Here is a 24,947-nt window from a genome sequence, read left to right on the forward strand (position 1 = left end):
GCGCGGATCCCCGGATCCGCGCCGACGCCCGCTCGAAGAGCACCGGTACGGCATGCCGTACCGGTGCTCTTCCGCGTCCGGCTGCGGCAAACCAGCGGACACACAGGTCACGTACCGGTTCGTAGGCACGCGAACTCGCACCACACCACCTTGCCGAGGTCCCGCTCCCCCACACCCCACTTGTCGGACAAGGCCGCGACCAGCAACAACCCCCGCCCGCCCTCGTCCCGTTCGTCCACGACGCGCGGCACGCCCGGCCCACTGTCGTGCACCTCCACCCGCAGCACGTGCCCGTCGCACCGCAGGAACACCAGGAAGTGACGCCCGGGCGGTACACCGTGCACCAGCGCGTTCGTGGCCAGCTCACTCACGCACAGCAGCACGTCGTCCCCGACCGCGGTACCCGCGAGCCCCCAGCCGACCAGCGCCTCGTACGCGAACTGCCTGGCGGCGGGCACGGACCGACGCTCACGCCGGAAGAACTTCTCGCGCAGGGGCGGGAGTTGGATCGTCTCGTTCACGGGACGAGAGTTGCGGAGAGTCACTACGGTGTATCACCGAGTGAACCCGTACGGAATTTTTGTACGGGTTCATACGGGGTCACGTACGGGCAGGCGTGGGGAGTTGGACCAGCATGAACTCCAGGAAACTTCTGCGGAAGAAGAATTTCTCGGCCACGAAGATGCTGGGCGTCCAGCTCGGCACGGCCCGGCGGACGGCGGGTATGACGCAACGGGAACTCGGGGAGCGACTGATGCTCGACGAGGAGACGATCGCGTCGATCGAGCAGGGAAGGCGCCCACTGAAGCCGGATCTGGCGGAGCTCCTGGACGAAATCCTGGGGACGAAAGGGCTGTTGGCGGCGGGGGTGGCGAACCTGCCGGAGATCGATCAGTTTCCGATGTGGGCGGAGCAATATGTGGAGCACGAGCGGGAGGCCATCGCCCTGTCCTGGTACGACAACGCGGTACTCCCCGGCCTCCTCCAGGCAGAGTCGTACGCCCGTGCAGTACTGCGCGAACGCGTTCCCGCTTATGACGAGGACGAGATCGAGACCAAGACCTCTGCCCGCGTAGGTCGCCAGGAGATCCTGCACCGCAAGGTCCCGCCCACACTCAGCTTCGTCGTGTGGGAGCCGGTGCTGCGGCTGGAGATCGGCACCCAGGAGGTGCGAAGGGAGCAGCTCCGGCACCTGCGCTCTATCGCCGAACTACCCGGGCTGGCACTGCAGTTCCTCCCCCTGAACAGCCCTCATCACGCTGGACTGAACGGCCCCTTCACCCTCCTCGAAACCCCGGACCACCAGCACCTCGCCTACACCGAGTCGCAGCGCGGCAGCCAGTGGGTTTCCGACCCGGATGAGGTGTCCATCCTGGCTCGTAAGTATGCGATGCTGCGGACACAGGCCCTGACCACCCAGGATTCGATGGGTCTCCTTGACCGCCTGCTAGGAGAGCAATGAGCACCGAAGCACTTCAGTGGTTCAAGTCGACCTACAGCGGTAGCGAGGGCGGCGCATGCCTCGAAGTCGCCTACACCTGGCGCAAGTCCAGCTACAGCGGCGACGAGGGCGGCCAGTGCGTCGAGGTCGCCACCTGCCCCCACACCATCCACATCCGCGACTCCAAGAACCCCGAGGACAGCGGCCCCACCCTCACGGTCGCCCCCACCACCTGGACCGCCTTCACCGCCTCCCTCGCCCGCTAGGTAAGCGACTTGGCAGCCCGCGCCGACCGTTGTCAGTGCCTGCCCCTACAGTCGGCGGCATGGCGACACTTCCCAACCCGCTGCCCGCGCTGGCGGCCGACCCGAGCGGTCGTTCGCTCGGGCTCCAACTCCCGCTCGGGAGACTGATCGACGCGACAGACGAGGGTCCTTGGCACGAGCCGTTGCTGTGGCACGCCGAGCAGCCCGCGTCCACCGGCAACTGGACGGCGCTGGGCACGCGCGCCGGGCGCGCGGGACTCCTCCCCGTTCTGATCGACCTCGGCGGCAGCCAAGGCGGGCCGCAGGAGTGGGACTTGATGCCCGGGGAGGCGTCGTATCCGGGGAATCACGACGCCGAGGAGGTACTCGAGGAGTTCTGGGAGGAGTACGCGGCGGCGGAGGACGAGTGGCCCGGCCTTACCGCCCCCCTCACCCGCACCGCCGATCCGGACACGCGTGCCGCCGAGGTCGCCGACTCCCTGGCCGACGACCGCGCCTGGTTCAAGGAGCCGCACCTGGCCCTGGTGCCGGCCCGCCGCAGCGCCGACATCCCGGCGGCCATCGGCTGGACCGGCCCCCTGAACTACGAGGAGGACGTCGCCGTCTACTGCGCGGTCCTGCGCTCCTGGGAGGACCGCTTCGGCATACGGGTCGTCGCCCTCGGTTTCGACCGCATGGTCGTGTCCGTCGCCGCCCCGCCCACGACCCCGGCCGAAGCCGAGGCAGTGGCGGCGGAGCACTTCGCGTTCTGTCCGGACAACATCACGCACGACGGCCCGGACGCTCTGCGCGACTACGCGAAGGACCTGGTCGGCGAACAGACGTGGTCCTTCTGCTGGGACTGAGGACCGGTCCGGGTCGTCGATGCCGCGGTCGACAACCTGGCTCCCGGCGGTGATTGATGGCGCCCGCGTCCCGTTCTCCGTCCCGGGACCGCATCGTTTCCGCAGGTCGCGGGCGTGGTCCGGGTCCCGGCGTCCCGAAAACCGCCGTAGGCATGGCGCCCCGGTGGAGGTACGGCCCAGGCTTGGGTCCACGGCCGGTTCAGGTCCACAGCCGGTTCAGGCAGCAGACCTCCCCCACCCGGAAGGCCCCCATGTCCGCACGCGCCCGTCTCCTCGCCGCCTCGCTGACCGTCCTCGCCGCGCTCGCCCTCTCGGCGTGCCGGAGCGGAGAGGGCCTGCGCGACGAGGGACCGTCGGACGCGGGCCTGCCGTCGGCGTCCTCCGCCTACGAAGTCGTCCCGGCCTTGACCCACCCCGAGCCGCCGAGCGGGAACTCGTAGGCGGGCCGCCCGTTGTTGCCGCTCGTGCGGAACGGCCTGCCGTGGTCGTCGATCCGGAGCGTGCCGTGCCGGGAGCCGCTGGACCAGGCCAGCTCCAGGTACCAGCTCACGTCGTACGCGGAGGCGTCGGCGGTGATGTAGTAGACCTCCGGGTCGGACTCGCTCACCTTGAACGGGAAGTCCCGCTGCCCCGCCTCGGGCACGACGGCCGGACGCGCGGCATCGAGGGCCACGGTGAAGGACCGGGTCGACACACCGCCACCACAGCCGACCCCCGGGTAGCCCATGGCGTAGTCGTTCCAGGCGAGGGGCGAGCTCTTGCTCGTACGGACCGTCAGGCTGTCCACGACCACGGTCTCCTTCCCGGTGCCCTGCACGGTCAGCGTGACGAACTGCTCCCCCGACGACACGGCCTTGTGCGCGGCCACCCAGGCGGTCGCATCCGACTCCAGCGGCGGCGGCGCCACCTCCCCCGGCGGCCGGTCGATCAAGTAGTGCTGGGAGCAGGGGCTTTCCCAGGTGTACGGGCTCGTGGTGACCGTCAGCGGCACGGCGTCGGAGGCGGCGTCACCGCCCTCGGCCCCACCTCCCTCCGTGGCAGCGGAAGCCGAGGTCGAGGCGGGCGCGGAGGTTGAGGGGGAAACGGAACCGGAGGGAGAGGCGGAGGCGGAGGCGGAAGCAGACGTCGAGGCGCCGTCGTCCGGCGTCCGCGCGGCACTCCCGCCGCCCGCGCCCTGCCCCGACCCGGCCCCGACGGGGCGCCCGTCACCGTCGTCCGAGCCGCCGGAGGGAAGGCCCACAGCCAGCGTGACGGCACTGAGCACGGCGGCGACGACGAGCCCGGCGATGACGGCGGTACGGGTCTGACGGCGGGTTTCCGGGACGACCTCCTCCACAGCCGCCGGCCCGGACGCGTACGTCGGCTCGGGCGTGAGTGTCGGCTCGGGCGCCGGCTCTGGCCTCGGCTCCCGCGCTGGCTCTCGCACCGGCTGCCGCCCCGGCTCTTGCACCGGCTCCGACCTCGGCTGCGGCTCAGGCGTTGGTTCCTTCCGCCCCCGCGCCGCGTCCGCCAGCACCCACCGCCGGTGCAGCTCGACCAGCTCGTCCGGCGACGCCTTGCAGAGGCGGGCGAGCCGCTCCACAGGGGCGTAGTCCGTCGGTACGGCATCCCCGTTGCAGTAGCGGTGCAAGGTCGACGTACTCATGTGGAGCCGTTTGCCGAGCACCCCGTAACTCAGCCCGGAACGCTCCTTCAACTCACGCAGCAGCTCCGCGAACTCCGCGCCCGCAGTTCCCTCCGACACCGTTCTTCCCTCCCCCGTGTCCCATCCCCGCGTTCCAGGGAGGGGTCGTTTCCCCAGGTCAAAGCCGGTATGGGCGTTCCAGCGTCCCTGATCGTCCGCCGGTCGTGGCGGGCGGGACGGATCGCCCCACAAGCTGTGGCCATCCAAGCACGCCACCGCTTCTCGGAAGAGGACCCACCATGCGTACTCGACGTACCCGCCTGCTCGCCGCCACCGGCCTCGCCCTCGCCGCCCTCGCCCTCACGGCATGCGAGGACGGGACGGGAGCAAGGGACGAGGGCGCGTCGAAGCCGGCCACGACGACCACGACGCCGACACCGACCCAGACCCAGACCCAGACGCCTTCGGCGGAGAAGCCGGCAGGTGGCTCCACCGCGGAGCCGGGCACGACGGCGGGCTCCACCTCGGGTTCCTCGGGTTCCACGGGCGGCTCGGGTTCCACGGGCGGCTCGAAGTCGGACTCCTCGTCCGACGCCGCCCCCGTCCTCTGCAACGGCTCCAACACGAAGGTCACCGCCCAGCCGGTCGCCCGCCCCCTCAACCACATGCTGATCACGGTCGAGAACACGGGCAGCAAGACCTGCGACCTGACCTACTTCCCCGTGCTCCGCTTCGACGAGATGCAGTGGGTCCCGCAGGGGGCCGAGGCGACCCAGCCGCAGGCGGTGGTCACCCTCGCGCCCGGCGAGTCCGGCTACGCGGGCGTACTGCTCGCCGCCGCCGACGGCAGCGGCGACGGCGGCACGACCGGCCACAAGCTGACGATCGCCTTCCAGGGCATGACGCCCAACAGCAGCGGCGGCGCGTCCGCCACCCCGTCCCTGCCGGCCAAGGGCGTGTACTACGACAGCTCGCTGACCGTCACGTACTGGCAGCAGAACATGGACGACGCGATCAACTACTGAGCGTCCCAGCAGCCTTGACGAAGTCCACTGCGGTATCGCGCCCCGTAAGGGGCGCGGAGCGCTCAGCGGAGCTTGCGGGCCACCTCGGTGGCCCAGTACGTGAGGATGTTCTGCGCACCCGCCCGCTTGATGCCGGTCAGCGCCTCCAGGATCGCCCGGTCCCGGTCGATCCAGCCCTTCTCGGCGGCGGCCTCGATCATCGAGTACTCGCCGGAGATCTGGTAGGCGGCGACCGGCACGTCCACGGCGTCGGCGACCCGGGCCAGGATGTCGAGGTAGGGACCGGCCGGCTTGACCATCACCATGTCGGCGCCCTCCTCCAGGTCGAGGGCCAGCTCGCGCAGCGACTCACGGGCGTTCGCCGGGTCCTGCTGATACGTCTTCCGGTCCCCCTGCAGGGACGAGCCGACGGCCTCCCGGAAGGGCCCGTAGAAGGCGGAGGCGTACTTGGCGGTGTAGGCGAGGATGGCCACGTCCTCGCGCCCGATCTGGTCGAGCGCGTCGCGGACGACGCCGATCTGGCCGTCCATCATCCCGCTGGGCCCGACCACATGGGCACCCGCGTCGGCCTGGACCTGGGCCATCTCGGCGTACCGCTCAAGCGTGGCGTCGTTGTCGACGCGGCCCTGCTCGTCGAGGACACCGCAGTGCCCGTGGTCGGTGGTCTCGTCCAGGCACAGGTCGGACATCACCAGCAGGTCGTCACCGACCTCGGCACGAACATCGCGCAGAGCGACCTGGAGGATCCCGTCCGGGTCGGTACCCGGCGTCCCGAACGCGTCCTTCTTCGACTCCTCCGGCACTCCGAAGAGCATGATCCCGGAGATCCCGGCCTCCACCGCCTCCAGCGCGGCCTTCTTCAGGCTGTCGCGGGTGTGCTGCACGACCCCGGGCATCGCCGCGATCGGCACCGGCTCGCTCACGCCCTCACGCACGAACGCGGGGAGGATGAAGTCGGCGGGGTGCAGCCGGGTCTCGGCGACCATGCGTCGCATGGCGGGGGTGGTGCGCAGCCGCCGGGGACGCGTACCGGGAAAAGATCCGTACTTCGTCATGGCCTCTACGCTACGCCCGCCCCTCACATGCCTTTGCCGACGCCAAGTCGGCCACCGCTTCCCGAAACGCTCAGGGCTTTCGCCCGAGCGCCGCGTGGACGGCGACGTAGGCATTCGTGAGGTCGTTGATGTCGTGGTACTTGATCCGGTCGATGAGGTCCAGCGACTCGTAGTACCCGGAGTCCGGAGTCGGGGGCACGGGCGCCGCACCGTCGGGCCGCCACTGGGGGACGGGGACCACACCCGGCTCGGCGAGCGTCAGACCGTTCTCGGTGAAGAACCGCTCCACCTCCGCCCGCGAACGCAGATAGAAGGTCAGCCCGCTCTTCTTGAACGACTCGGTCACCTTGGCGGTGTCCTCCGGATACAGGTCCGAGGCCATGTGGCTGAAGATCAGCCAGCTCCCCGAGGGCAGCGCGTCCAGCAGTTCGCGGACGATGCGGTACGCCTCGTCGTCGTCGATGAAGTGCAGCACGGCCACCAGTCCCAGGGCGATGGGCTGGTCGAAGTCCAGTGTCCCGGCCGCCTCGCGCAGGATGCTCGTGTAGTCGCGCAGGTCGGCGTCGATGTACTCGGTACGGCCCGCGGGCCCGCTGGTCAGCAGGGCGCGCGCGTGCGCGAGCACGATCGGGTCGTTGTCGGCGTACACCACCCGCGACTCGGGGGCGATGGCCTGGGCGATCTGGTGCACGTTCTGCGCGGCCGGCAGCCCGGCACCGATGTCGAGGAACTGCCGGATGCCTTCCTTCTCCACGAGCGCGGTGACCGCACGGCGCAGGAAGTCCCGGTTGTGCCGGGCGGTGAGGAATCCCTTGGGATGGTTGGCTATGGCCGCGGCGGCGGCCTCGCGGTCGACCGGGTAGTGGTCCTTGCCGCCGAGCATGACGTCGTAGACCCGGGCCGGGTGCGGTTTCGTGGTGTCGATCCTGCTGCGGATGTCCGCAGTGGTGTGACCGGGGTCGAGTGCATCGGCCATGGGAACTTCTCTCGGACGGGGCGGACAAGGCTTGAGCGATATCGATTCAATCAGCAACTAAGCCTGCGGGAGGGCTGTTTCGTCACGCTGCTGTCGTTCATCGAGACGATCACCGCCGCCGGCGGCCTGTCCGGCCGCGGGCCGGTCACGTCCCCACCGGGCAGCACGCAAAGCTGTAGGGCCGCCCACCACCGGTGGACGGCCCTACGCCTTCATCCGCGAGTCTCGGGAGACGGCTGCTGAGCAGGCTCGGACCCGGCCCGCCACCCCACTACGTCGTACGCCGCCGCCGAGCCCCCGGCCTGCGCTCACTCGGCCGAGTCACCGGATCCCCCGCCTCCTGGGCGGCGGCCCTGCGCCGCAGCCCGAAGTCGGCAAGCGCCTCCGCCAGCTTGTGCACGGACGGCTCCGGAGCCATGACGTCGACCCGCAGCCCATGCTCCTCCGCGGTCTTCGCCGTGGCCGGACCGATGCACGCGATCACCGTCACGTTGTGCGGCTTCCCGGCGATACCCACCAGGTTGCGCACGGTGGAGGACGACGTGAAGAGAACGGCGTCGAAGCCACCCCCCTTGATCGCCTCCCGCGTGTCCGCCGGCGGCGGCGACGCCCGCACGGTCCGGTAGGCCGTGACGTCGTCGACCTCCCAGCCCAGCTCGATGAGCCCGGCGACGAGCGTCTCGGTGGCGATGTCGGCCCGCGGCAGGAACACCCGGTCGATCGGGTCGAAGACGGGGTCGTACGGCGGCCAGTCCTCCAGCAGGCCCGCGGCGGACTGCTCCCCGCTGGGCACGAGGTCCGGCTTCACGCCGAAGGCGATCAGCGCGTTGGCGGTCGACTCACCCACCGCGGCGACCTTGATCCCGGCGAAGGCCCGCGCGTCGAGCCCGTACTCCTCGAACTTCTCCCGCACGGCCTTGACGGCGTTCACCGAGGTGAAGGCGATCCACTCGTACCGTCCGGTCACGAGCCCCTTGACCGCCCGCTCCATCTGCTGGGGCGTCCGCGGCGGCTCGACGGCGATCGTCGGTACCTCGTGCGGCACCGCGCCGTAGGACCGCAGTTGGTCGGAGAGCGACGCCGCCTGCTCCTTCGTGCGCGGCACGAGCACCTTCCAGCCGAACAGCGGCTTGGACTCGAACCACGCCAGCTGGTCGCGCTGGGCGGGGGCGGAACGCTCACCGACCACGGCTATCACCGGGCGGCCGCCGTCCGGGGACGGCAGGACCTTCGCCTGCTTCAGCGTCTGCGCGATCGTGCCGAGCGTGGCGCTCCACGTCCGCTGCCGCGTGGTCGTACCGGCGACGGTCACCGTCATCGGTGTGTCGGGCTTGCGGCCCGCGGACACCAGCTCGACGGCCGCCGCGGCCACCGAGTCCAGCGTCGCCGACACGACGACGGTCCCGTCCGACGCCCCGACCTCGGTCCAGCACCGTTCGGACGCGGACCGCGCGTCGACGAACCGTACGTCCGCGCCCTGCGCGTCCCGCAGCGGTACACCGGCGTACGCCGGCACGCCGACGGCGGCCGCGACACCGGGGACGACCTCGAAGGTAACGCCCGCGGCGGCGCAGGCGAGCATTTCGGCGGCGGCGTACGTATCAAGTCCCGGGTCCCCGGACACCGCACGCACGACCCGCCTGCCGCCCCGCGCGGCCTCCATGACAAGATGTGCGGCATCCCGCACGGCGGGGGCACCAGCGGTTGTTGACGCGCCGTCAACAACCGTCAGCTGAGGCGCGCCTGTGCCCGGAACCGGATCCGAAGAGGGATCCGTCTCCGTGTTCACGACGGCGACGCCAGGTCTGGCGTGCGTGCGCACGACGTCGAGCACCTCGTGCTCGGCGACGAGGACGTCCGCGTTCGCCAACGCCTCGACGGCGCGCAGAGTCAGCAGTCCCGGATCCCCGGGTCCGGCACCCAGGAAGGTGACGTGCCCGTGCTCAGGACCGGCGGCAGGAAGGGTGGTGGGGCTCACTGTGCTTGCTCCCCCATCAGACCGGCCGCGCCCTGGGCGAGCATCTCGGCAGCGAGTTCGCGACCGAGCGCCATTGCCTGGTCGTGCGACTCGGGCACGGGACCGGTGGTGGACAGCTGCACCATGCGAGTGCCGTCGGTCGTGCCGACGACGCCCCGCAGGCGCATTTCTTTGACAATCTGCCCGTCGGCCAGAAGGTCGGCCAGCGCACCCACAGGGGCGCTGCAACCGGCCTCCAGGGCGGCGAGCAGTGACCGTTCGGCGGTCACGGCGACCCGCGTGAACGGGTCGTCGAGCTCACCGAGCGCCGCGATGAGGTCCGCGTTGCCCGCGGTGCACTCGATCGCCAGGGCCCCTTGGCCGGGGGCGGGCAAAACCGTGTCGACCGACAGGAAGTCGGTCACTTCGTCGCTGCGGCCGATGCGGTTCAGGCCGGCCGCGGCCAGTACGACGGCATCGAGCTCACCGTCCCGCACGAACCCGATCCGCGTGTCGACGTTCCCGCGGATCGCGACCGTCTCGATGTCCAGCCCGTGGCTGCGCGCGTACGCGTTCAGCTGCGCCGTGCGGCGCGGCGAGCCGGTGCCGATACGGGCCCCGCGGGGGAGGTCGGTGAACTTCAGGGCGTCGCGGGCGACGATGACGTCGCGCGGGTCCTCGCGCACCGGGACGGCGGCCAGCGCCAGCTCCTCGGGGTGTGCGGTCGGCAGGTCCTTCAGCGAATGGACCGCGAAGTCGACCTCGCCGCGCAGCAGGGCGTCGCGCAGGGCGGTCACGAAGACCCCCGTGCCGCCTATCTGCGCGAGATTTTCGCGGGAGGTGTCGCCGTACGTGGTGATCTCGACGAGCTCGACAGGCCGTCCGGTCACCTGGCTCACGGCGTCCGCCACCTGCCCGGACTGGGCCATGGCGAGCTTGCTTCGCCTGGTCCCCAGCCTCAGTGCCTTCTGACTCATGCTGGCCCTCGGTTCTTGGCGTTCTTCTCGGTGCTGTCCTCGGCCCGGGAGACGGAGGCCACCGTCTCGGGGTCGAGGTCGAACAGGGTCCGCAGCGCGTCCGCGTACCCGGCGCCGCCGGGCTCGGCCGCGAGCTGCTTGACCCGTACGGTCGGTGCGTGCAGCAGCTTGTCGACGACGCGCCGCACGGTCTGGGTGATCTCGCCGCGCTGCTTCTCGTCGAGGCCGGGCAGCCGGCCGTCGAGCCGCGCGATCTCGCTCGCGACGACATCGGCGGCCATGGTGCGCAGGGCGACCACGGTGGGCGTGATGTGCGCGGCCCGCTGGGCTGCCCCGAAGGCCGCGACCTCGTCGGAGACGATACGCCGGACCTGGTCCACGTCGGCCGCCATCGGCGCGTCGGCGGAGGCCTCGGCGAGCGACTCGATGTCCACCAGGCGCACCCCGGCCAGCCGGTGCACGGCGGCGTCGATGTCGCGGGGCATCGCGAGGTCGAGAAGGAACAGGACCGGCTCGGGGCGCGGCACCTCGGCGACCGGCTCGGGCTTGCGGCGCTCGGGGATGCGGCCGACGGTGGCCACGGTCGCGGCGAGCGCGCTGATCAGCTCGGCGTCGGCCTCGGGCGCGCTGCGCAGGGCCTCGCGCCGGTCGACGGTGACGGTGCCGTTGTCGACCCAGGCCGCGTGCTGCTCCAGCGTCGCCGCGTCCATGCCGGCGACAGCGGCCTCCCCCATCACGGAGAAGCCGGACTGCACGGCGGCCAGGTCCAGCGGGCAGTTCTCGTCGGCGCCGACGGAGGTGGGCGGCAACGGTCGTACGTCCGTACGAGTGTCGCCGGTGCCGGCGATCTCCGCGACGGGCTGTCCGGTACGGCCCTCCACCGCGGCGCTGATGGTCTCCGCCGTGAGGACGAGTCCCGTCGCGCCGGTACAGGAGACGGCCACGTCGGCACGTGTCAGCTCGATCGGCACCGCGTCCATCGGTACCGCGCGGGCCAGCACGTCCGTGTCGTCACCCTCGGTGAGGATCTGTGCGAGGCGCTCGGCGCGGTCGGCGGTGCGGTTGGCGATCACGATCTCGCCGACTCCGGCGCGCGCGAGCGTGGCTGCGGCCAGCGAGGACATCGATCCGGCCCCGATCACCAGGGCCTTCTTGCCCCGGGCCCACGTCCGGACGTCCGAGCCCCCCGACAGCTGCTCCAGGCCGAAGGTGACCAGGGACTGTCCGGCGCGGTCGATGCCGGTCTCGGAGTGGGCGCGCTTGCCGACCCGCAGGGCCTGCTGGAACAGGTCGTTCTGCAGCCGTCCGGCGCTGTGCAGCTCCTGCGCCTTGGCCAGGGAGTCCTTGATCTGCCCGAGGATCTGACCCTCGCCGACGACCATGGAGTCCAGCCCGCAGGCCACCGAGAACAGATGGTGGACGGCCCGGTCCTCGTAGTGGACGTAGAGATAGGGAGTGAGCTCCTCGAGCCCGACCCCGCTGTGCTGGGCGAGCAGCGTGGACAGCTCGGCGACACCGGCGTGGAACTTGTCCACGTCGGCGTACAGCTCGATGCGGTTGCAGGTCGCGAGGAGGGCGGCCTCCGCGGCCGGTTCGGCGGCGACCGTGTCCTGGAGCAGCTTGATCTGGGCGTCCGTGTTCAGCGAGGCCCGCTCCAGCACACTGACCGGGGCGCTGCGGTGGCTCAGTCCCACGACGAGGAGACTCATGCCGGCATCACGGCGGGTACGTCCCCGTCGGGTCCCTGCTCGGCGGACTCCTTGCGGGCGGCGGCGGCCGGGACGACGCCGGCCGCGGCTTCCTCGCCGGCCTTGCGCTGCTCGTGGAAGGCGAGGATCTGCAGCTCGATGGAGAGATCGACCTTGCGCACGTCGACACCGTCCGGGACGGACAGGACGGTCGGCGCGAAGTTGAGGATGGAGGTGACTCCGGCGGCGACCAGACGGTCGCAGACCTGCTGGGCGACGCCCGGCGGGGTGGTGATGACGCCGATGGAGACGCCGTTCTCGTCGATGATCTTCTCCAGGCCGTCGCTGTGCTGCACGGCGATCCCGGCGACCTGCTTTCCGGCCATCTCCGGATCGGCGTCGATGAGCGCCGCGACCCGGAAACCACGCGAGGCGAACCCGCCGTAATTGGCGAGAGCGGCACCGAGGTTACCGATGCCGACGATCACAACCGGCCAGTCCTGGGTCAGGCCCAGCTCACGGGAGATCTGGTAGACGAGATACTCGACGTCGTAGCCCACACCGCGCGTCCCGTACGACCCGAGGTAGGAGAAGTCCTTGCGCAGCTTGGCGGAGTTGACCCCCGCCGCGGCCGCGAGCTCCTCGGAGGAGACCGTGGGTACCGAGCGCTCCGACAGTCCGGTCAGGGCGCGGAGGTAGAGCGGAAGCCTGGCGACGGTGGCCTCGGGAATCCCTCGGCTACGGGTCGCCGGTCGGTGAGTTCGGCCAGTTGCCACGGTGCTCCTGCGGGTAGAGCGGGGCTGCAGGCGGTCACACGTACCAAGACCGCCCCGTCGAAAGCAGGCTATGTCTTTGTGAACGCGTGCACAAAGATGGTGTCCGATTTGCCCGGCCAACGTGACCGGGGTCACGCGCCCCTGGCGCACAGGCGGGGAACCGGCGCACTGGCGCCACCGTTCCTTCTTTACCGGGGGCAAAACCGCACACTCTCCTCACGAATCCCGCCCCCGAGACCAAGTCGCCATCGATCCTAAGCGACTTTCCTGTCCACTTGGACTAGTCAGTCAGTGCTTTGCGCAACCGCTGCTCGTCCACGCGCCAGAAGGTGTGCTGCCTGCCGTCCACCAGGACGACGGGAATTTGCTCCCAGTACTGGTCGTGAAGCCGGGGATCCTGGGTGATGTCCTTGCTTTCCCAGGGCACGCCGAGATCACCGCAGACTTTCTCGATCATCAGCTGTGCGTCATCACACAGATGACACCCCGGCTTGCGAATGAGAGTGACCACACGACTCTCAGGGGACTTGCGCCGAAAGAGGGGACTCATGCCGCCCATTCTCGCCCTCCTTCACTCGGTTCTTTAACGGCTCGGTCGCGGAGAGTTCACACCCTTCAAACGTCTCGGCTCCGGAACAGCCGAACAGACTGGCTATGCTCACGCCATGGCCGCTCTCGGATGGCTCACTCCCCGTAGGCGCTCCGCCACGGCGCGGAGCGTGTTGGCAGGCGAGGCCTCGGCGGAGGCGGCGCGCAAGTCGTCGCAGCCCGAGGTCTCCGACCAGGAGCCCGAATTCCCGGTGCTCGGCGACGAAAAGGCCGCCGCGTTCTTCGACCTCGACAACACCGTGATGCAGGGCGCCGCCCTGTTCCACTTCGGACGAGGCCTGTACAAACGGAAGTTCTTCGAGACCCGTGACCTCGCGAAGTTCGCCTGGCAGCAGGCGTGGTTCCGGCTGGCCGGCGTCGAGGACCCGGAACACATGCAGGACGCCCGTGACTCGGCCCTCTCGATCGTCAAGGGCCACCGTGTCTCCGAGCTGATGTCGATCGGCGAGGAGATCTACGACGAGTACATGGCCGAACGCATCTGGCCCGGCACCCGCGCCCTCGCCCAGGCCCACCTGGACGCGGGCCAGAAGGTGTGGCTGGTCACGGCCGCCCCCGTCGAGATCGCCCAGGTGATCGCCCGCCGTCTGGGCCTGACCGGCGCGCTGGGCACGGTCGCGGAGTCGGTCGACGGCGTCTACACGGGCAAGCTGGTGGGCGAGCCGCTGCACGGCCCGGCGAAGGCGGAGGCGGTCCGCGCCCTGGCGGCCGCGGAGGGCCTCGACCTCTCCCGCTGCGCCGCCTACAGCGACTCTCACAACGACATCCCGATGCTCTCCCTGGTCGGCCACCCCTACGCCATCAACCCCGACGCCAAGCTCCGCAGACACGCCCGAAACCTCGACTGGCGTCTGCGCGACTACCGCACCGGCCGAAAGGCGGCCAAGGTCGGCATCCCCGCGGCAGCGGGCGTGGGCGCGGTGGCGGGCGGCACGGCGGCGGCGATCGCACTGCACCGCAGGCGCCGATAGGGAAGCCGCTACGGCGACACGGACGGGGGTGCCTGACGGCAGGCGCCCCCGTCCGTCTTTGTCGACGGCACCCTCGGGTGACATATCCAGTCACGCCCGCTCGCAAACCGGCCAATCCAAGGGACGTACCCACCCCACGCCCCGCCCAGTCCTCACAGCCCGACCCGGCCACAACACGCCCGGACCCACCCCGACCCGAAGCTTTCCGATAAACAATCGCTCACTCTGTGGCACCTGATCGGGCGTCAATCAGTTACAGAAGCGACGTAATCGATGATTTGAGCAACTCGGTGTAGCAGTGCCTGCACGAAGCGTTATTCTCCTCAAACGCATACCGGTACCCCTCCGTCGCTACGACGGGTGAACGGTCCCGCACTGCACGTGATGGAAGCTCTGCCTCTGGGAGTCCCGTGTACCCACACGTCGGGGTTGACGCCTCGGGCCTGGCTACGCTGCGCGCAACGGTCGCTACGGTCAAGAATCTGTTGCGCGACTTCGTCCCCACGTACGCCGTCCCCACCGCGTACGCCGTCCCCGCCTTCGCCACCACTACCCCCGTAGGCCCGTGCTACGCACTGGCCGAGGGCAGCGCCGCGGTCGGCAGACGAGGACGTTCGGCGAACGCCGGTGCCGGCACCGGCGCCACCACCGCCCGCCGGCCGGCCGCCGACAGCGACAGCGCCCGCATGATGGACCTCGTGGAGCGCGCCCAGGCCGGCGAGGCCGAGGCGTTCGGCCGTCTCTACGACCAGTACAGCGACACCGTGTACCGCTACATCTACTACCGGGTCGGCGGCAAGGCGACCGCCGAGGACCTCACCAGTGAGACGTTCCTGCGCGCCCTGCGCCGTATCGGAACCTTCACCTGGCAGGGCCGCGATTTCGGTGCCTGGCTGGTCACCATCGCCCGCAACCTCGTCGCCGACCACTTCAAGTCCAGCCGCTTCCGGCTGGAAGTGACCACCGGCGAGATGCTCGACGCCAACGAGGTCGAGCGCTCCCCGGAGGACTCCGTCCTGGAGTCCCTCTCCAACGCCGCGCTCCTCGACGCCGTACGTCGGCTCAACCCCCAGCAGCAGGAGTGCGTGACACTCCGCTTCCTCCAGGGCCTCTCCGTCGCCGAGACCGCCCGCGTCATGGGCAAGAACGAGGGCGCCATCAAGACCCTCCAGTACCGCGCCGTCCGCACCCTCGCCCGGCTCCTCCCGGACGACGCCCGCTGAACGACGCGTACGGTCAGCAACCATCAACTCACGTTCCGTGAAAGTCCGTTGACTTCCCGAGCCGATCATCCGTCGTCCGTAACCCAAGTGCCGTGCCGCTCGTTGTGCGGGATACAGGCTCCCTGTGGTCACTCCCTGGCCGACTTCGATCACTCGATCGTGTGGATGTGGTCAGTGCGTGCAACCCTCAGGACCCCCTGGGGAGTCGACCCGTCATGACGAGAGGAGGTGCCGCCAGTGATCGCGAACGTATCGGCGCACCGGCGGGCGAACGCCTTCGCCCAGGCCCTGGAGGAGCTGTCCGACCTGGGCACGGCGGCCGAGCAGTCCGAAGAACCGGCACCGTCCCCGGCTGCCGCGGAACAGACCGGGCAGGGTCAGCTGCTGACCCTCGTCACCGGTCTCGGCGCGCTGCCCAAACCGGAGCTCGACCCCGAGGTCAAGGTCGTCCAGCGGGCCCAGCTGGTGGCCGCGATGGAGGCCATGCTCCAGGAGGGCACGCTGGGCAGCGGGGCGACGGACACTTCGGTGCCCGAGCAGCGCTCCCGGTCACGGGGCGCCCACCGGGCGACCGCACTGGGGAAGCTCCGGCCGCGCTCCCGCCTGGCCAAGGGCCTCACCGCGGGCGGACTGAGCGTCGGCGTCGCCGCGGGAGCCCTCGGCGGCGTCGCAGCCGCCAGCTCCGACGCGCTGCCCGGTGACTCGCTCTACGGCCTCAAGCGCGGCATCGAGGACTTCAAGCTCAACCACCTGTCCGACGGGGACGACGAGCGCGGCCGTTCCTACCTCGACCAGGCCTCGACCCGGCTGAGCGAAGCCCGTCGGCTGATGGAACGCGGCCGCAGCGGCCAGCTCGACCACGAGTCCCTCAGCGAGGTCCGGCGCACCCTGTCCGGCATGCAGCACGACGCGTCCGAGGGCCACCGGCTGCTGCACGCGGCATACGAGCGCGACCCCGGGTCCCTGGGCCCCATCCAGGCCCTCTCCGCCTTCTCCAGCTCCCACCGCGAGGCCTGGGGCGCACTGCGCGAGAAGCTCCCGGTCCAGCTCGGGGACGTCAGTGACCAGGTGTCATCGGTGTTCGACGCCATAGACGAAGAGGTCGCCCCGCTGCAGTCCCTGCTCCCCCAGCCCCCGGCCCAGACCGGCGGCGGCCGACGGCAGGGATCCGGCTCGGCGTCCACCGGGTCGTCCGGTGCCGACCGGTCGACCGCGCCCAGTAACGGCGAGGGCACCTCCGACACCGGCCACTCCGGCACCAGCAGCCCGAGCAAGTCGGCCGGCAGCGCCGGTGACCTGCTCGGCGGCAGCGCCGGCGGCCTGCTCGACCCGCCCAAGGACACCGGCAGCGCGTCACCGTCCACAAGCCCGTCGACCGGCCAACCGGACGTCACCCTCCCGCCGCTGCTCCCGGGCCTGCTGCCCGGCCTGGGCATCGACAGCGAGGACGCGAACTAGACGGCACGACACAGCGATGGGGGCGTCCTTCTGAGAAGGACGCCCCCATCGCCGTACCCCCGGCGGGCGTCTGTCAGGTTTCTCGGACAACGCCCATGAAAAATCCGCGGCGCCGTCTCAGAAGAACACCGACCGGCGCTGCACCAGCAGCTTGTAGAGGGTGTGCTGGATCTGCTCCCGGACCTGGTCGGTCAGGTTGAACATCAGCATCGGGTCCTCGGCCGCCTCCGGCGGGTAGCCGTCCGTGGGGATCGGCTCGCCGAACTGGATCGTCCACTTCGTCGGCAGCGGCACCGCTCCCAGCGGGCCCAACCACGGGAAGGTCGGCGTGAGCGGGAAGTACGGGAAGCCCAGCAGCCGGGCCAGGGTCTTGGCGTTGCCGATCATCGGGTAGATCTCCTCGGCCCCGACGATCGAACACGGGATGATCGGCGTGCCCTGACGCAGCGCCGTGGAGACGAACCCGCCGCGGCCGAAACGCTGGAGCTTGTAGCGCTCACCGAAGGGCTTGCCGATGCCCTTGAAGCCCTCCGGCATCACCCCGACCACCTCGCCTGCGCCAAGAAGCCGTTCGGCGTCCTCGGCGCAGGCCAGGGTGTGGCCGAGCTTGCGCGCCAGCTCGTTGACCACAGGCAGCACGAAGACCAGGTCGGCGGCCAGCAGCCGCAGATGCCGACCCGCCGGATGGTGGTCGTGCACGGCGACCTGCATCATCAGGCCGTCCAGCGGAAGCGTGCCGGAGTGGTTGGCGACGATCAGGGCGCCGCCCTCGGCCGGGATGTTCTCGATGCCCTTCACCTCGACCCGGAAGTACTTCTCGTACACCGGTCGCAGCAGGGACATCAGGACCTGGTCGGTGAGCTCCTCGTCGTAGCCGAAGTCGTCGATCTCGTAGTCGCCGGTGAGGCGGCGGCGCAGGAAGGCCAGCCCCCTCGCCACACGGCGCTCCAGGCCGCCATCGGCGTCGTCGTGCGGCTTCCGGAGGGGCTGTTCCTCATGCGTCACGGGAACATCATCCTGCGCGGCCACAGCGGTGGGCAGGGGCTGGACCTCACGGACCGGGGCGGGCTCACCGCTCTTGCGCCGGCTTCCCGCGCTCCGGCGCCGCGGCGGCCGCTGCACGGCGCTCCCGCGGGACCGGTCGTCGTCGAACGGAATGACCTTGGCGTCCGCCATCGTTGATGCGCTCCTCAGTTGGCGCTCGGCGTCGGGGGGTGGCCGCCGCCCGCGAAGGGCAGCGCGGCGATCCGGTCGACGGCCCCCGCGAGGGCCTCCGGCGGCAGCAGCCCGGGTCCGTGGCTGCGCGCGAAGTCCGCGAAGGTCTCCGCGGTCGTGTACTTCGGCGTGAATCCCAGCGTCTCGCGCATCTGGTCCGTCGCCACGACCCGTCCGTGGGTGAGCAGCCGGATCTGCTCGGGCGAGAAGTCCGTCATACCCAGCGTACGCACCAGGGAGCCCGCCCAGGTGACCGCGGGCAGCAGCAGCGGCACCGTGGGACGGCCGAGCCGCCGGGAACACTGGGAGAGCAGCAGAACGCCGTCTCCGGCGATGTTGAAGGTGCCGCTGTTGAGCGTGCCGCGCGCCGGCTCGTGCGAGGCGATCCGCAGCACCTCCACCACGTCGTCCTCGTGCACGAACTGCAGCCGCGGGTCGTAGCCGAACACGGTCGGCAGGACGGGCAGCGCGAAGTACGAGGCGAGCGGCGTCTCCGCGGTCGGGCCGAGGATGTTGGCGAACCGCAGTACACAGACGGCCACATCGGGCCGGCGCCGCGCGAAGCCCCGTACGTACCCCTCGACCTCCACCGTGTCCTTCGCGAAGCCGCCGCTGGGCAGCGACTTCGGCGGGGTCGTCTCCGTGAAGACCGCCGGGTCGCGGGACGCGGACCCGTAGACGTTCGTGCTGGACTTCACGACCAGCCGCTTGACGGCCGGGGACTTCTGGCAGGCACCGAGCAGCTGCATGGTGCCGATGACGTTGGTCTCCTTGACCACGGTCCGGCTGCCGCTGCCGAGCGCGGTGGCCGTGACGTCCAGGTGGACGACCGTGTCGGCGTTCGTCTCGGCGAGCACGCGCCCTATGGCGGGCTGCCGGATGTCGGCCTGGATGAAGTCGGCGCCGCCCAGGTGGTGCTCGGGCGGGACCGCGTCCACGGCGATGACCCGGTCCACCTGCGGGTCACGCTGGATACGCCGTACGAACCGGCCTCCCAGTTGTCGGGCCACTCCGGTCACGAGCACGACCTTGCCCAAGATCAGCGCCTTCCTTCCAGACCTCGTACCACGCCAGACCTCGCACCCTGCCCGCGTTCCCCGTGTGCGGCCAAACCTAGCGGGTTGATGTTGCGCTGTGATGACCACTCGATGCACGAAGTGACGGGACGTGTCGGAAAACAGCGGTTCCCGATCGGGTCCCCCGAAATGACTGTGGCCCCCCACCAGTGCGGTGGGGGGCCACAGGGACACGCTCTCGCGACGTCGCTTACTTCTTGTTGCGACGCTGAACGCGCGTGCGCTTGAGCAGCTTGCGGTGCTTCTTCTTGGCCATCCGCTTGCGCCGCTTCTTGATAACAGAGCCCACGACTACCCTCGCTCACTTCTCATCACTCGGTGCTGGGCGCCATGGGCCCATACGACCTACGAGGGGCTAGCCTACCCGCCCGAGCGCTGAGGTCGTAATCGAGGTGCTCCGGGCATCCCGGAATCGCCGTCAGGCCGTCTCCACCCCCACATAGCTCTCGCGGAGGTACTCGTGAACCGCTTGCTCCGGGACTCGGAATGACCTCCCTACCCGGATCGCGGGCAGATGACCGCTGTGCACCAACCGGTACACGGTCATCTTCGACACTCGCATCACCGAGGCGACCTCCGCCACGGTAAGGAACTGAACCTCGTTCAGAGGCCTCTCGCCAGCTGCAGCCATGACACACCTGAACCTTCCGCACTCGACGGCCACCGGCTTCCCCTTCCGGTGACTCTTCGTCGTTGCGTGCTCACTCCCCAATGTAGGGGCGGGTGATGCGAGTGGGGAAGAGGTGCACCCATCGGCGGCCTACTGTGACAGACACGCTCGATTGAGTACGTAGCGGGTAAGCGGACGGTAGTAATCGGATCGCACGGCGTCATCAAGTGGAACTACGACCGACACGGACCCCTCGGCTTCCCCCACGAACAGCGCGGGGTCGTCGGTGTCAGCGAGCCCGATGACCTCGAACCCCAACTGACCTGCCCCGCAGACCCACCCGTGGTCCCCGATGACCAACTCCGGAAGGGGTCCCCCGGCCTCGGCCGCCCCGGCCAGCACGGTACGAACCGGGAGCGGCGAGTGCGTGTGTGCGCCGGGCTCACAACCGGGGCGTTCGGGGCCGGGTTCCCGTACGAGCGCGACTCCCCGTACGTAGTCAAGATTGTACGTACGTAGACCGAACCGGGTCGTTATGTCGACACAGTCACCCTTCGCTGGGGTGATGACGGTACATCCAGCCGCCGACAGCCCGTCCGCAAGCGCGGCGTAGAAACCGAGCAGTCGATGCGGGTGCCCGGTGCCGAGGAGTACTGGGGCACCACGCCGGGCGACCGCCGCGAGCCGATCGGCGAAGGCATCCAGAGCGGCCAGGGTCAGCTCCGGGTCGATCACATCATGACCGGAGACACATTCAGGGTCGGCCGAGACCCCGCATTTGTCCGCCATCAGCTCGATCAGATCCCGCTGAGACCAAGACCATTCGGGATCGAGACCGATCAGTACACGGGGGTCGCGAGCGGCGAACAACCGATAGCTCCGCAGACTCTCCTCACGTGAGGTCGCCACGGGCCCGGCCAGGTGCGCCGCCAGCAGATGGGCGCGCAGAGCGCCGATGCTCAACACGGGAGTGATGGTGACGGACGCGTGCGACGACCGCCCCGAAAACGGGCGAACACCGCACAGTCGGCGTAATCCACAGTGCCCCGAAGGGGCGCGGGACCGCATCGCCATGCGGCCGCGCCGCGGGAGCGCGACCAGCCACCACGGACCCGCGGGCAACGCACCGGACCTCGAGCGGAGCGGCTACGCCAGCAGTCCTCGCAGCGGAAAGACGGCCCTGCGCGTGGCCAGCACCGCCTGGTCGAGACGGTCCGCGGGGTCGTACCCCGCCTCCCAGTCCGCGTACGCCACCGGCCACCGCCCGTCGGTCATCCGCATCGGCGCCAACTGCCGCGTCCGCGCGAACACTTCCTGCCGCCAGCTCTCCGGAATCACCGTCTCCGGAGCGATCTCCCGCCCCGCCGCGATGCCCACCAGATGCGTCCACGACCGCGGTACGACCTCCACCACGGCGTACCCGCCCCCACCCAGCGCGACCCAGCGCCCGTCGGCGTACGCGTGCGCCAGGTCGTGGCAGGCCATCTGCACGGCCCGCTGTGCGTCCAGCGACACGGCCAGATGCGCGAGCGGATCCTCGAAGTGCGTGTCGGCCCCGTGCTGCGTCACCAGCACCTGCGGCCGGAACTCCGCGATCAGCTCCGGTACGACCGCGTGGAACGCCCGCAGCCACCCCGCGTCCCCGGTCCCGGCCGGCAGCGCCACGTTCACCGCCGTTCCCTCGGCGCCGTCGGCCCCCGTCTCCTGCGGCCACCCCGTCTGCGGGAACAGCGTCCGGGGATGCTCGTGCAGCGAGATCGTCAGAACCCGCGGATCCTCCCAGAAGGCCGCCTGCACCCCGTCGCCGTGATGCACGTCGACATCCACATACGCGACCCGCTCGGCGCCCAGCTCCAGCAGCCGCGCGATCGCCAGCGAGGCGTCGTTGTAGATGCAGAAACCCGAGGCAGCCCCGGGCATCGCGTGGTGCAGCCCGCCCGCGAAGTTCACCGCGTGCAGCGCGTCCCCGCGCCACACGGCCTCCGCGGCGCCCACCGACTGCCCCGCGATCAGCGCCGACACCTCATGCATCCCGGCGAAGGCCGGATCGTCCAGCGTTCCCAGCCCGTACGACGCGTCGGCCGCCGCGGGATCCACCGACGCGGCCTTCACCGCCTCGACGTAGTCCTCCCGGTGGACGAGCCGCAGCGTCGACTCCCCGGCCGGCTTCGCCGCGACCACGTCGACGTCCTTGTCGAGCCCGAAGGCGTCGACGAGTCTCCGGGTCAGCGCGAGCCGGACCGGGTCCATCGGATGGTCCGGACCGAAGTCATAGCCCGTTACTGCCTCGTCCCACATCAGCTGTGCGCGGCCGCTCATGCCCGCCACCGTATCGGTCCGGTTGAGCAGCGAACGACCTGGCGTACACCAACGTCACCAGCACCAACACCATCGGCACGAGCATGGCCCCGCGGTAGTTCCACGCGTCGCCCAGCGCCCCCACCAACGGCGAACCGACCAGGAAACCGACGTAGTTGAAGATGTTGAGTCGCGCGATGGCCGCGTCCGACGCCCCCGGGAACAACCGCCCGGCCGCCGCGAATGTCTGCGGCACCAGCACGCACAACCCCAGCCCCAGCAGAGTGAACCCGAGCATCCCGACCCACGCCCCGGGCGCCCCGGCCACCACGGCGAACCCGACCGCCGCCACCAGCGCCCCCAGCCGTACGACCGCCGCGGCCCCGAACCGCCGCACCCCGAAGTCCCCGATCGCCCGCCCCAGCAGCGTCGTCACCATGTACACGTTGTACGGAACGGTCGCCAGCTGCTCCGAGCTCCCCAGCACGTCCTGGAGGTACTTCGCACTCCAGTTGGAGACGGTCGAGTCCCCGATGTACGCGAAGGTCATCACCAGACACAGCGGAAGCAGCGACTTGAAGACCAGGCCACCCCCGCCGCCCTCGCCGCTCCCCTCCGCCTCGGGCGTGGAGTCCCCGTCGACGTACCACCGGCTCCCGACCAGCGCGGTCGGCAACAGCACCGCCACGACCGGCAGATACGACACCCACAACGCCAGATGCCAGTGCGCCCCCACCCAGGCCAGCGAGGCACCCACGATCCCGCCCAGGCTGTACACGGCATGGAAGCTGAGCATGATGCTGCGCCCGTACTTCCGCTGCAGGCTCACCCCGAGCATGTTCATCGACGCGTCGAGCGCACCCACGGCAAGCCCGAAGGCGGCCAGCGAGATCCCCAGCTCGACCATCCGGTCCCCCGCCCCGACCCCGAGCAGTGCCAGGAGCACCACGGGCTGGGACCAGCGCAGCAGCCGGCTCGGCGGCATCCGCTTCACCAGCTGCTCGGTCGTCACGCTGCCGACGCCGGCGAGGATCGGCACGGCGGCGAGGAAGGCGGGCAGCAGCGCGTCGGAGACGCCGTACCGGTCCTGGATGGCCGGGATGCGCGTCACGAGCAGGGCGAAGGCGGCGCCCTGGGCGAAGAAGCTGAACGCCAACGAGGCCCTACCGCGCCGCAGCACATCTGTCATGGCGGCGAGCGTAGGGCCCCGGGCTACCCGTGGGTAGATCAAGCCAAAGATGAATTGTCCTCAGCTTCGGCCGGCGACGACGGCGACAGCGGAGGCGGGGGCAGGCGTGGCGGCGGGGGTGGCGGGGACGGTCGCCACTGCGCCCTCGGCCTTCGCCTCGGCGATGACCATGTGCGCCATGGGCCCGGCGGCCAGCGCGCCACTGACGAAGAACCCCAAGGCCATCGAGACAATCATGATCACGGAACCCAGCCAGACCATCGTGTCCACGGGCACCGTGTACGCGCCCACGACCCGCACGACGCATTCCGCGAGCAGCACCACGCCCCACACGAGCGAGAAGACCCGCTCGGCCCGCCGGAAGGCCGGGGACCCTGTCTGCAGTCGCGCCCAGGCGGCCTCCCTCCCCGCGTCCCCCTTCACCAGCCAGGGCTTCATACCCGCGGTCATCATCGGCTTTCCCAGCGCCACGGAGACCAGGATGCCGATCCCGATGACGCTGCTGACACCGCTGTCCTTGGCGAGCATCAGCCGCGGGTCACCTGCGACGAAACTGAGCAGCAGCGCGACGACGTTGACGCAGAGGATCAGCGCGGCCAGACCGTTGACCTTCCGCTCCTTGGCCACGCCCCACGCCGTGCGCACGGCCGGCGCCACGCTGCTGAGACCGAGCGCCATCAGCGTGCTCATCCCGAACCCGCTCTTGAACAGGTAGTACGACCCGATGGGCACCGCCACGTCGACAAGGAGCGGCGCGAAGTCGGCGGCCTTGCTCTGGCTCCGGCCCTGGCTCTTGCTCTTGCTCTCGGTGTTCGTCGTCATGCCCTCAGCTTCCCGCCCGCACCCCGGTCGCCAGTAGAAACGATCGTCCGGAGCTCCGCATGACAAATGTCAGTGCGGGCACGCAGCCTGGGGTCATACCAGCAGGTCAGCCAACTCCCTCGGGGCAGCGAAGAGTTGAGTGGCTCCCGCCAGCCGCTCGGCGGGCGTCATGGCGGTGAATCCGTACACGTCCATCCCGGCCGCGACGGCCGCCTGGACACCGAGGGGACTGTCCTCGACGACGACGCACTTCTCCGGCGCGACCGCCATCCGCTCGGCCGCGTACAGGAACAGATCCGGCGCCGGCTTCCCCCGCCCCACGTCCTGCGAACTGAAGACCCGCTCCTCGTCGAACCACCGGTCGAGCCCGGTCGTCCGATGTCCCACCCGAATCCGCTCATGGCTCCCCGACGACGCAACGCAGTAGGGCACCCCGTCCGCGGCCAGCTTCTCCAGTACGTCGACGACACCGGGCACGGGCTTCAACTCCCGTTCGAAGGCGGCGAACACCCGCGTGTGAAAGACGTCGTCGAAGTCCGAGGGCAGCCGCCGGCCCGTCCGCTCATGGATCAGGTCATGGATCCGGTGCATCGCGGACCCCATGTAGTCACGGATGGAGTCCTCGTACGAGGTCGGGTGCCCGAGTTCCGTCAGATAGGCGGCCAGAAGCCGGTTGGAGATCGGCTCGCTGTCGACGAGGACGCCGTCGTTGTCGAAGATAACCAGGTCATAGCGCATGTTGCCGAGCCTAAACGCAGAAAACCCCCGTATCTTTCGATACGGGGGTTTTCCCACAATTTGTTCGGCGGCGTCCTACTCTCCCACAGGGTCCCCCCTGCAGTACCA

At 70.0% G+C, this 24,947-nt stretch carries 26 protein-coding genes; 8 read left to right on the forward strand and 18 right to left on the reverse strand.

Annotation, left to right across the window (positions count from 1 at the left end; all coding sequences use genetic code 11):
- Positions 1-107: 107 nt before the first annotated feature.
- Positions 108-521, reverse strand: a complete 414-nt coding sequence (locus tag ACFY16_RS37245; RefSeq protein WP_390651648.1) for an ATP-binding protein — start codon at positions 519-521, stop codon at positions 108-110.
- Between the two features lie 113 nt (positions 522-634).
- Here ACFY16_RS37245 and ACFY16_RS37250 point away from each other — a divergent pair, with 113 nt between their 5' ends.
- From ACFY16_RS37250 to ACFY16_RS37265, 4 genes are all read left to right on the forward strand, one after another.
- A complete protein-coding gene (locus ACFY16_RS37250; RefSeq protein WP_390651649.1) occupies positions 635-1,462 on the forward strand; it encodes a Scr1 family TA system antitoxin-like transcriptional regulator in 828 nt (275 codons plus the stop codon).
- The gene (locus ACFY16_RS37255) at positions 1,459-1,707 is read left to right on the forward strand and encodes a DUF397 domain-containing protein (RefSeq protein WP_390651650.1); all 249 of its coding nucleotides are present in this window, start codon (positions 1,459-1,461) and stop codon (positions 1,705-1,707) included. Before ACFY16_RS37250 ends, ACFY16_RS37255 begins: the two co-directional genes overlap by 4 nt.
- A gap of 59 nt (positions 1,708-1,766) precedes the next feature.
- Complete coding sequence (locus tag ACFY16_RS37260; protein WP_390651651.1) at positions 1,767-2,552, forward strand: DUF4253 domain-containing protein; 786 nt, start codon at positions 1,767-1,769, stop codon at positions 2,550-2,552.
- A 251-nt stretch (positions 2,553-2,803) separates the two neighbouring features.
- A complete protein-coding gene (locus ACFY16_RS37265) occupies positions 2,804-2,992 on the forward strand; it encodes a hypothetical protein (RefSeq protein ID WP_390651652.1) in 189 nt (62 codons plus the stop codon).
- On the opposite strand, the gene ACFY16_RS37270 is transcribed toward ACFY16_RS37265, so the two are convergent.
- Positions 2,938-4,296 carry a helix-turn-helix domain-containing protein gene (locus tag ACFY16_RS37270; RefSeq protein ID WP_390651653.1) on the reverse strand — a complete coding sequence of 453 codons (1,359 nt, stop codon included), beginning with the start codon at positions 4,294-4,296 and terminating at the stop codon, positions 2,938-2,940. The genes ACFY16_RS37265 and ACFY16_RS37270 overlap by 55 nt on opposite strands.
- Positions 4,297-4,475: 179 nt before the next feature.
- On the opposite strand from ACFY16_RS37270, the gene ACFY16_RS37275 reads away from it, so the two are divergent.
- Positions 4,476-5,201 carry a DUF4232 domain-containing protein gene (locus ACFY16_RS37275; protein ID WP_390651654.1) on the forward strand — a complete coding sequence of 242 codons (726 nt, stop codon included), beginning with the start codon at positions 4,476-4,478 and terminating at the stop codon, positions 5,199-5,201.
- Between the two features lie 62 nt (positions 5,202-5,263).
- Here ACFY16_RS37275 and hemB read toward each other — a convergent pair whose 3' ends face one another.
- From hemB to ACFY16_RS37310, 7 genes are all read right to left on the reverse strand, one after another.
- On the reverse strand, positions 5,264-6,256 hold the full coding sequence (gene hemB / locus ACFY16_RS37280; protein ID WP_390651655.1) for a porphobilinogen synthase: 993 nt from the start codon (positions 6,254-6,256) through the stop codon (positions 5,264-5,266).
- A gap of 70 nt (positions 6,257-6,326) precedes the next feature.
- Positions 6,327-7,232: an SAM-dependent methyltransferase gene (locus ACFY16_RS37285; RefSeq protein WP_390651656.1), complete on the reverse strand. Its 906-nt coding sequence runs from the start codon at positions 7,230-7,232 to the stop codon at positions 6,327-6,329.
- A 271-nt stretch (positions 7,233-7,503) separates the two neighbouring features.
- Positions 7,504-9,210: a uroporphyrinogen-III synthase gene (locus tag ACFY16_RS37290; protein ID WP_390651657.1), complete on the reverse strand. Its 1,707-nt coding sequence runs from the start codon at positions 9,208-9,210 to the stop codon at positions 7,504-7,506.
- Entirely contained in the window at positions 9,207-10,166 is a 960-nt protein-coding gene (gene hemC / locus ACFY16_RS37295) for a hydroxymethylbilane synthase (RefSeq protein ID WP_390651658.1), read from the reverse strand. The genes ACFY16_RS37290 and hemC overlap by 4 nt, the downstream gene beginning before the upstream one ends.
- Positions 10,163-11,875, reverse strand: coding sequence for a glutamyl-tRNA reductase (locus ACFY16_RS37300; protein WP_390651659.1), 1,713 nt, complete (start codon positions 11,873-11,875; stop codon positions 10,163-10,165). Before ACFY16_RS37300 ends, hemC begins: the two co-directional genes overlap by 4 nt.
- Entirely contained in the window at positions 11,872-12,630 is a 759-nt protein-coding gene (locus ACFY16_RS37305; RefSeq protein ID WP_390651660.1) for a redox-sensing transcriptional repressor Rex, read from the reverse strand. The genes ACFY16_RS37300 and ACFY16_RS37305 overlap by 4 nt, the downstream gene beginning before the upstream one ends.
- A 280-nt stretch (positions 12,631-12,910) precedes the next feature.
- A complete protein-coding gene (locus tag ACFY16_RS37310) occupies positions 12,911-13,189 on the reverse strand; it encodes a glutaredoxin family protein (protein WP_390651661.1) in 279 nt (92 codons plus the stop codon).
- 106 nt (positions 13,190-13,295) lie between these two features.
- Here ACFY16_RS37310 and ACFY16_RS37315 point away from each other — a divergent pair, with 106 nt between their 5' ends.
- From ACFY16_RS37315 to ACFY16_RS37325, 3 genes are all read left to right on the forward strand, one after another.
- A complete protein-coding gene (locus ACFY16_RS37315) occupies positions 13,296-14,210 on the forward strand; it encodes an HAD family hydrolase (RefSeq protein WP_390651662.1) in 915 nt (304 codons plus the stop codon).
- Between the two features lie 410 nt (positions 14,211-14,620).
- Positions 14,621-15,433, forward strand: coding sequence for an ECF subfamily RNA polymerase sigma factor, BldN family (locus ACFY16_RS37320; protein WP_390651663.1), 813 nt, complete (start codon positions 14,621-14,623; stop codon positions 15,431-15,433).
- Between the two features lie 237 nt (positions 15,434-15,670).
- On the forward strand, positions 15,671-16,891 hold the full coding sequence (locus tag ACFY16_RS37325) for a DUF5667 domain-containing protein (protein WP_390651664.1): 1,221 nt from the start codon (positions 15,671-15,673) through the stop codon (positions 16,889-16,891).
- A gap of 117 nt (positions 16,892-17,008) precedes the next feature.
- Here ACFY16_RS37325 and ACFY16_RS37330 read toward each other — a convergent pair whose 3' ends face one another.
- From ACFY16_RS37330 to ACFY16_RS37370, 9 genes are all read right to left on the reverse strand, one after another.
- Positions 17,009-18,067 carry a lysophospholipid acyltransferase family protein gene (locus ACFY16_RS37330; protein WP_390651665.1) on the reverse strand — a complete coding sequence of 353 codons (1,059 nt, stop codon included), beginning with the start codon at positions 18,065-18,067 and terminating at the stop codon, positions 17,009-17,011.
- A gap of 14 nt (positions 18,068-18,081) precedes the next feature.
- A complete protein-coding gene (locus tag ACFY16_RS37335) occupies positions 18,082-19,143 on the reverse strand; it encodes an NAD-dependent epimerase/dehydratase family protein (protein ID WP_390651666.1) in 1,062 nt (353 codons plus the stop codon).
- Between the two features lie 229 nt (positions 19,144-19,372).
- The gene (locus tag ACFY16_RS37340) at positions 19,373-19,471 is read right to left on the reverse strand and encodes a 30S ribosomal protein bS22 (RefSeq protein ID WP_003948845.1); all 99 of its coding nucleotides are present in this window, start codon (positions 19,469-19,471) and stop codon (positions 19,373-19,375) included.
- Between the two features lie 129 nt (positions 19,472-19,600).
- The gene (locus ACFY16_RS37345) at positions 19,601-19,813 is read right to left on the reverse strand and encodes a helix-turn-helix domain-containing protein (RefSeq protein ID WP_004984898.1); all 213 of its coding nucleotides are present in this window, start codon (positions 19,811-19,813) and stop codon (positions 19,601-19,603) included.
- Positions 19,814-19,942: 129 nt separating this feature from the next.
- On the reverse strand, positions 19,943-20,758 hold the full coding sequence (locus tag ACFY16_RS37350; protein WP_390651667.1) for a phosphatase: 816 nt from the start codon (positions 20,756-20,758) through the stop codon (positions 19,943-19,945).
- A 180-nt stretch (positions 20,759-20,938) separates the two neighbouring features.
- A complete protein-coding gene (locus tag ACFY16_RS37355; protein WP_390651668.1) occupies positions 20,939-22,111 on the reverse strand; it encodes an acetoin utilization protein AcuC in 1,173 nt (390 codons plus the stop codon).
- A complete protein-coding gene (locus ACFY16_RS37360; protein WP_390651669.1) occupies positions 22,062-23,279 on the reverse strand; it encodes an MFS transporter in 1,218 nt (405 codons plus the stop codon). Before ACFY16_RS37360 ends, ACFY16_RS37355 begins: the two co-directional genes overlap by 50 nt.
- A gap of 60 nt (positions 23,280-23,339) precedes the next feature.
- Positions 23,340-24,101 (reverse strand): VC0807 family protein, encoded by a 762-nt coding sequence (locus ACFY16_RS37365; RefSeq protein ID WP_390651670.1) that lies wholly within the window; start codon positions 24,099-24,101, stop codon positions 23,340-23,342.
- Between the two features lie 93 nt (positions 24,102-24,194).
- Positions 24,195-24,839 (reverse strand): HAD family hydrolase, encoded by a 645-nt coding sequence (locus ACFY16_RS37370; RefSeq protein ID WP_390651671.1) that lies wholly within the window; start codon positions 24,837-24,839, stop codon positions 24,195-24,197.
- Positions 24,840-24,947 lie beyond the last annotated feature (108 nt).

The sequence above is a fragment of the Streptomyces sp. NPDC001315 genome (genome assembly GCF_042896175.1).
Classification (GTDB): Bacteria; Actinomycetota; Actinomycetes; order Streptomycetales; family Streptomycetaceae; genus Streptomyces.

Excerpts from the sequence above, each read along its gene's own strand:
- ACFY16_RS37250 (WP_390651649.1), top strand. The coding sequence starts at position 635 with ATGAACTCCAGGAAACTTCTGCGGAAGAAGAATTTCTCGGCCACGAAG.
- ACFY16_RS37255 (WP_390651650.1), top strand. The coding sequence starts at position 1,459 with ATGAGCACCGAAGCACTTCAGTGGTTCAAGTCGACCTACAGCGGTAGC.
- ACFY16_RS37260 (WP_390651651.1), top strand. The coding sequence starts at position 1,767 with ATGGCGACACTTCCCAACCCGCTGCCCGCGCTGGCGGCCGACCCGAGC.
- ACFY16_RS37265 (WP_390651652.1), top strand. The coding sequence starts at position 2,804 with ATGTCCGCACGCGCCCGTCTCCTCGCCGCCTCGCTGACCGTCCTCGCC.
- ACFY16_RS37275 (WP_390651654.1), top strand. The coding sequence starts at position 4,476 with ATGCGTACTCGACGTACCCGCCTGCTCGCCGCCACCGGCCTCGCCCTC.
- hemB (WP_390651655.1), bottom strand. The coding sequence starts at position 6,256 with ATGACGAAGTACGGATCTTTTCCCGGTACGCGTCCCCGGCGGCTGCGC.
- ACFY16_RS37285 (WP_390651656.1), bottom strand. The coding sequence starts at position 7,232 with ATGGCCGATGCACTCGACCCCGGTCACACCACTGCGGACATCCGCAGC.
- hemC (WP_390651658.1), bottom strand. The coding sequence starts at position 10,166 with ATGAGTCAGAAGGCACTGAGGCTGGGGACCAGGCGAAGCAAGCTCGCC.
- ACFY16_RS37300 (WP_390651659.1), bottom strand. The coding sequence starts at position 11,875 with ATGAGTCTCCTCGTCGTGGGACTGAGCCACCGCAGCGCCCCGGTCAGT.
- ACFY16_RS37310 (WP_390651661.1), bottom strand. The coding sequence starts at position 13,189 with ATGGGCGGCATGAGTCCCCTCTTTCGGCGCAAGTCCCCTGAGAGTCGT.
- ACFY16_RS37315 (WP_390651662.1), top strand. The coding sequence starts at position 13,296 with ATGGCCGCTCTCGGATGGCTCACTCCCCGTAGGCGCTCCGCCACGGCG.
- ACFY16_RS37330 (WP_390651665.1), bottom strand. The coding sequence starts at position 18,067 with ATGGCGGACGCCAAGGTCATTCCGTTCGACGACGACCGGTCCCGCGGG.
- ACFY16_RS37345 (WP_004984898.1), bottom strand. The coding sequence starts at position 19,813 with ATGGCTGCAGCTGGCGAGAGGCCTCTGAACGAGGTTCAGTTCCTTACC.
- ACFY16_RS37355 (WP_390651668.1), bottom strand. The coding sequence starts at position 22,111 with ATGAGCGGCCGCGCACAGCTGATGTGGGACGAGGCAGTAACGGGCTAT.
- ACFY16_RS37360 (WP_390651669.1), bottom strand. The coding sequence starts at position 23,279 with ATGACAGATGTGCTGCGGCGCGGTAGGGCCTCGTTGGCGTTCAGCTTC.
- ACFY16_RS37365 (WP_390651670.1), bottom strand. The coding sequence starts at position 24,101 with ATGACGACGAACACCGAGAGCAAGAGCAAGAGCCAGGGCCGGAGCCAG.
- ACFY16_RS37370 (WP_390651671.1), bottom strand. The coding sequence starts at position 24,839 with ATGCGCTATGACCTGGTTATCTTCGACAACGACGGCGTCCTCGTCGAC.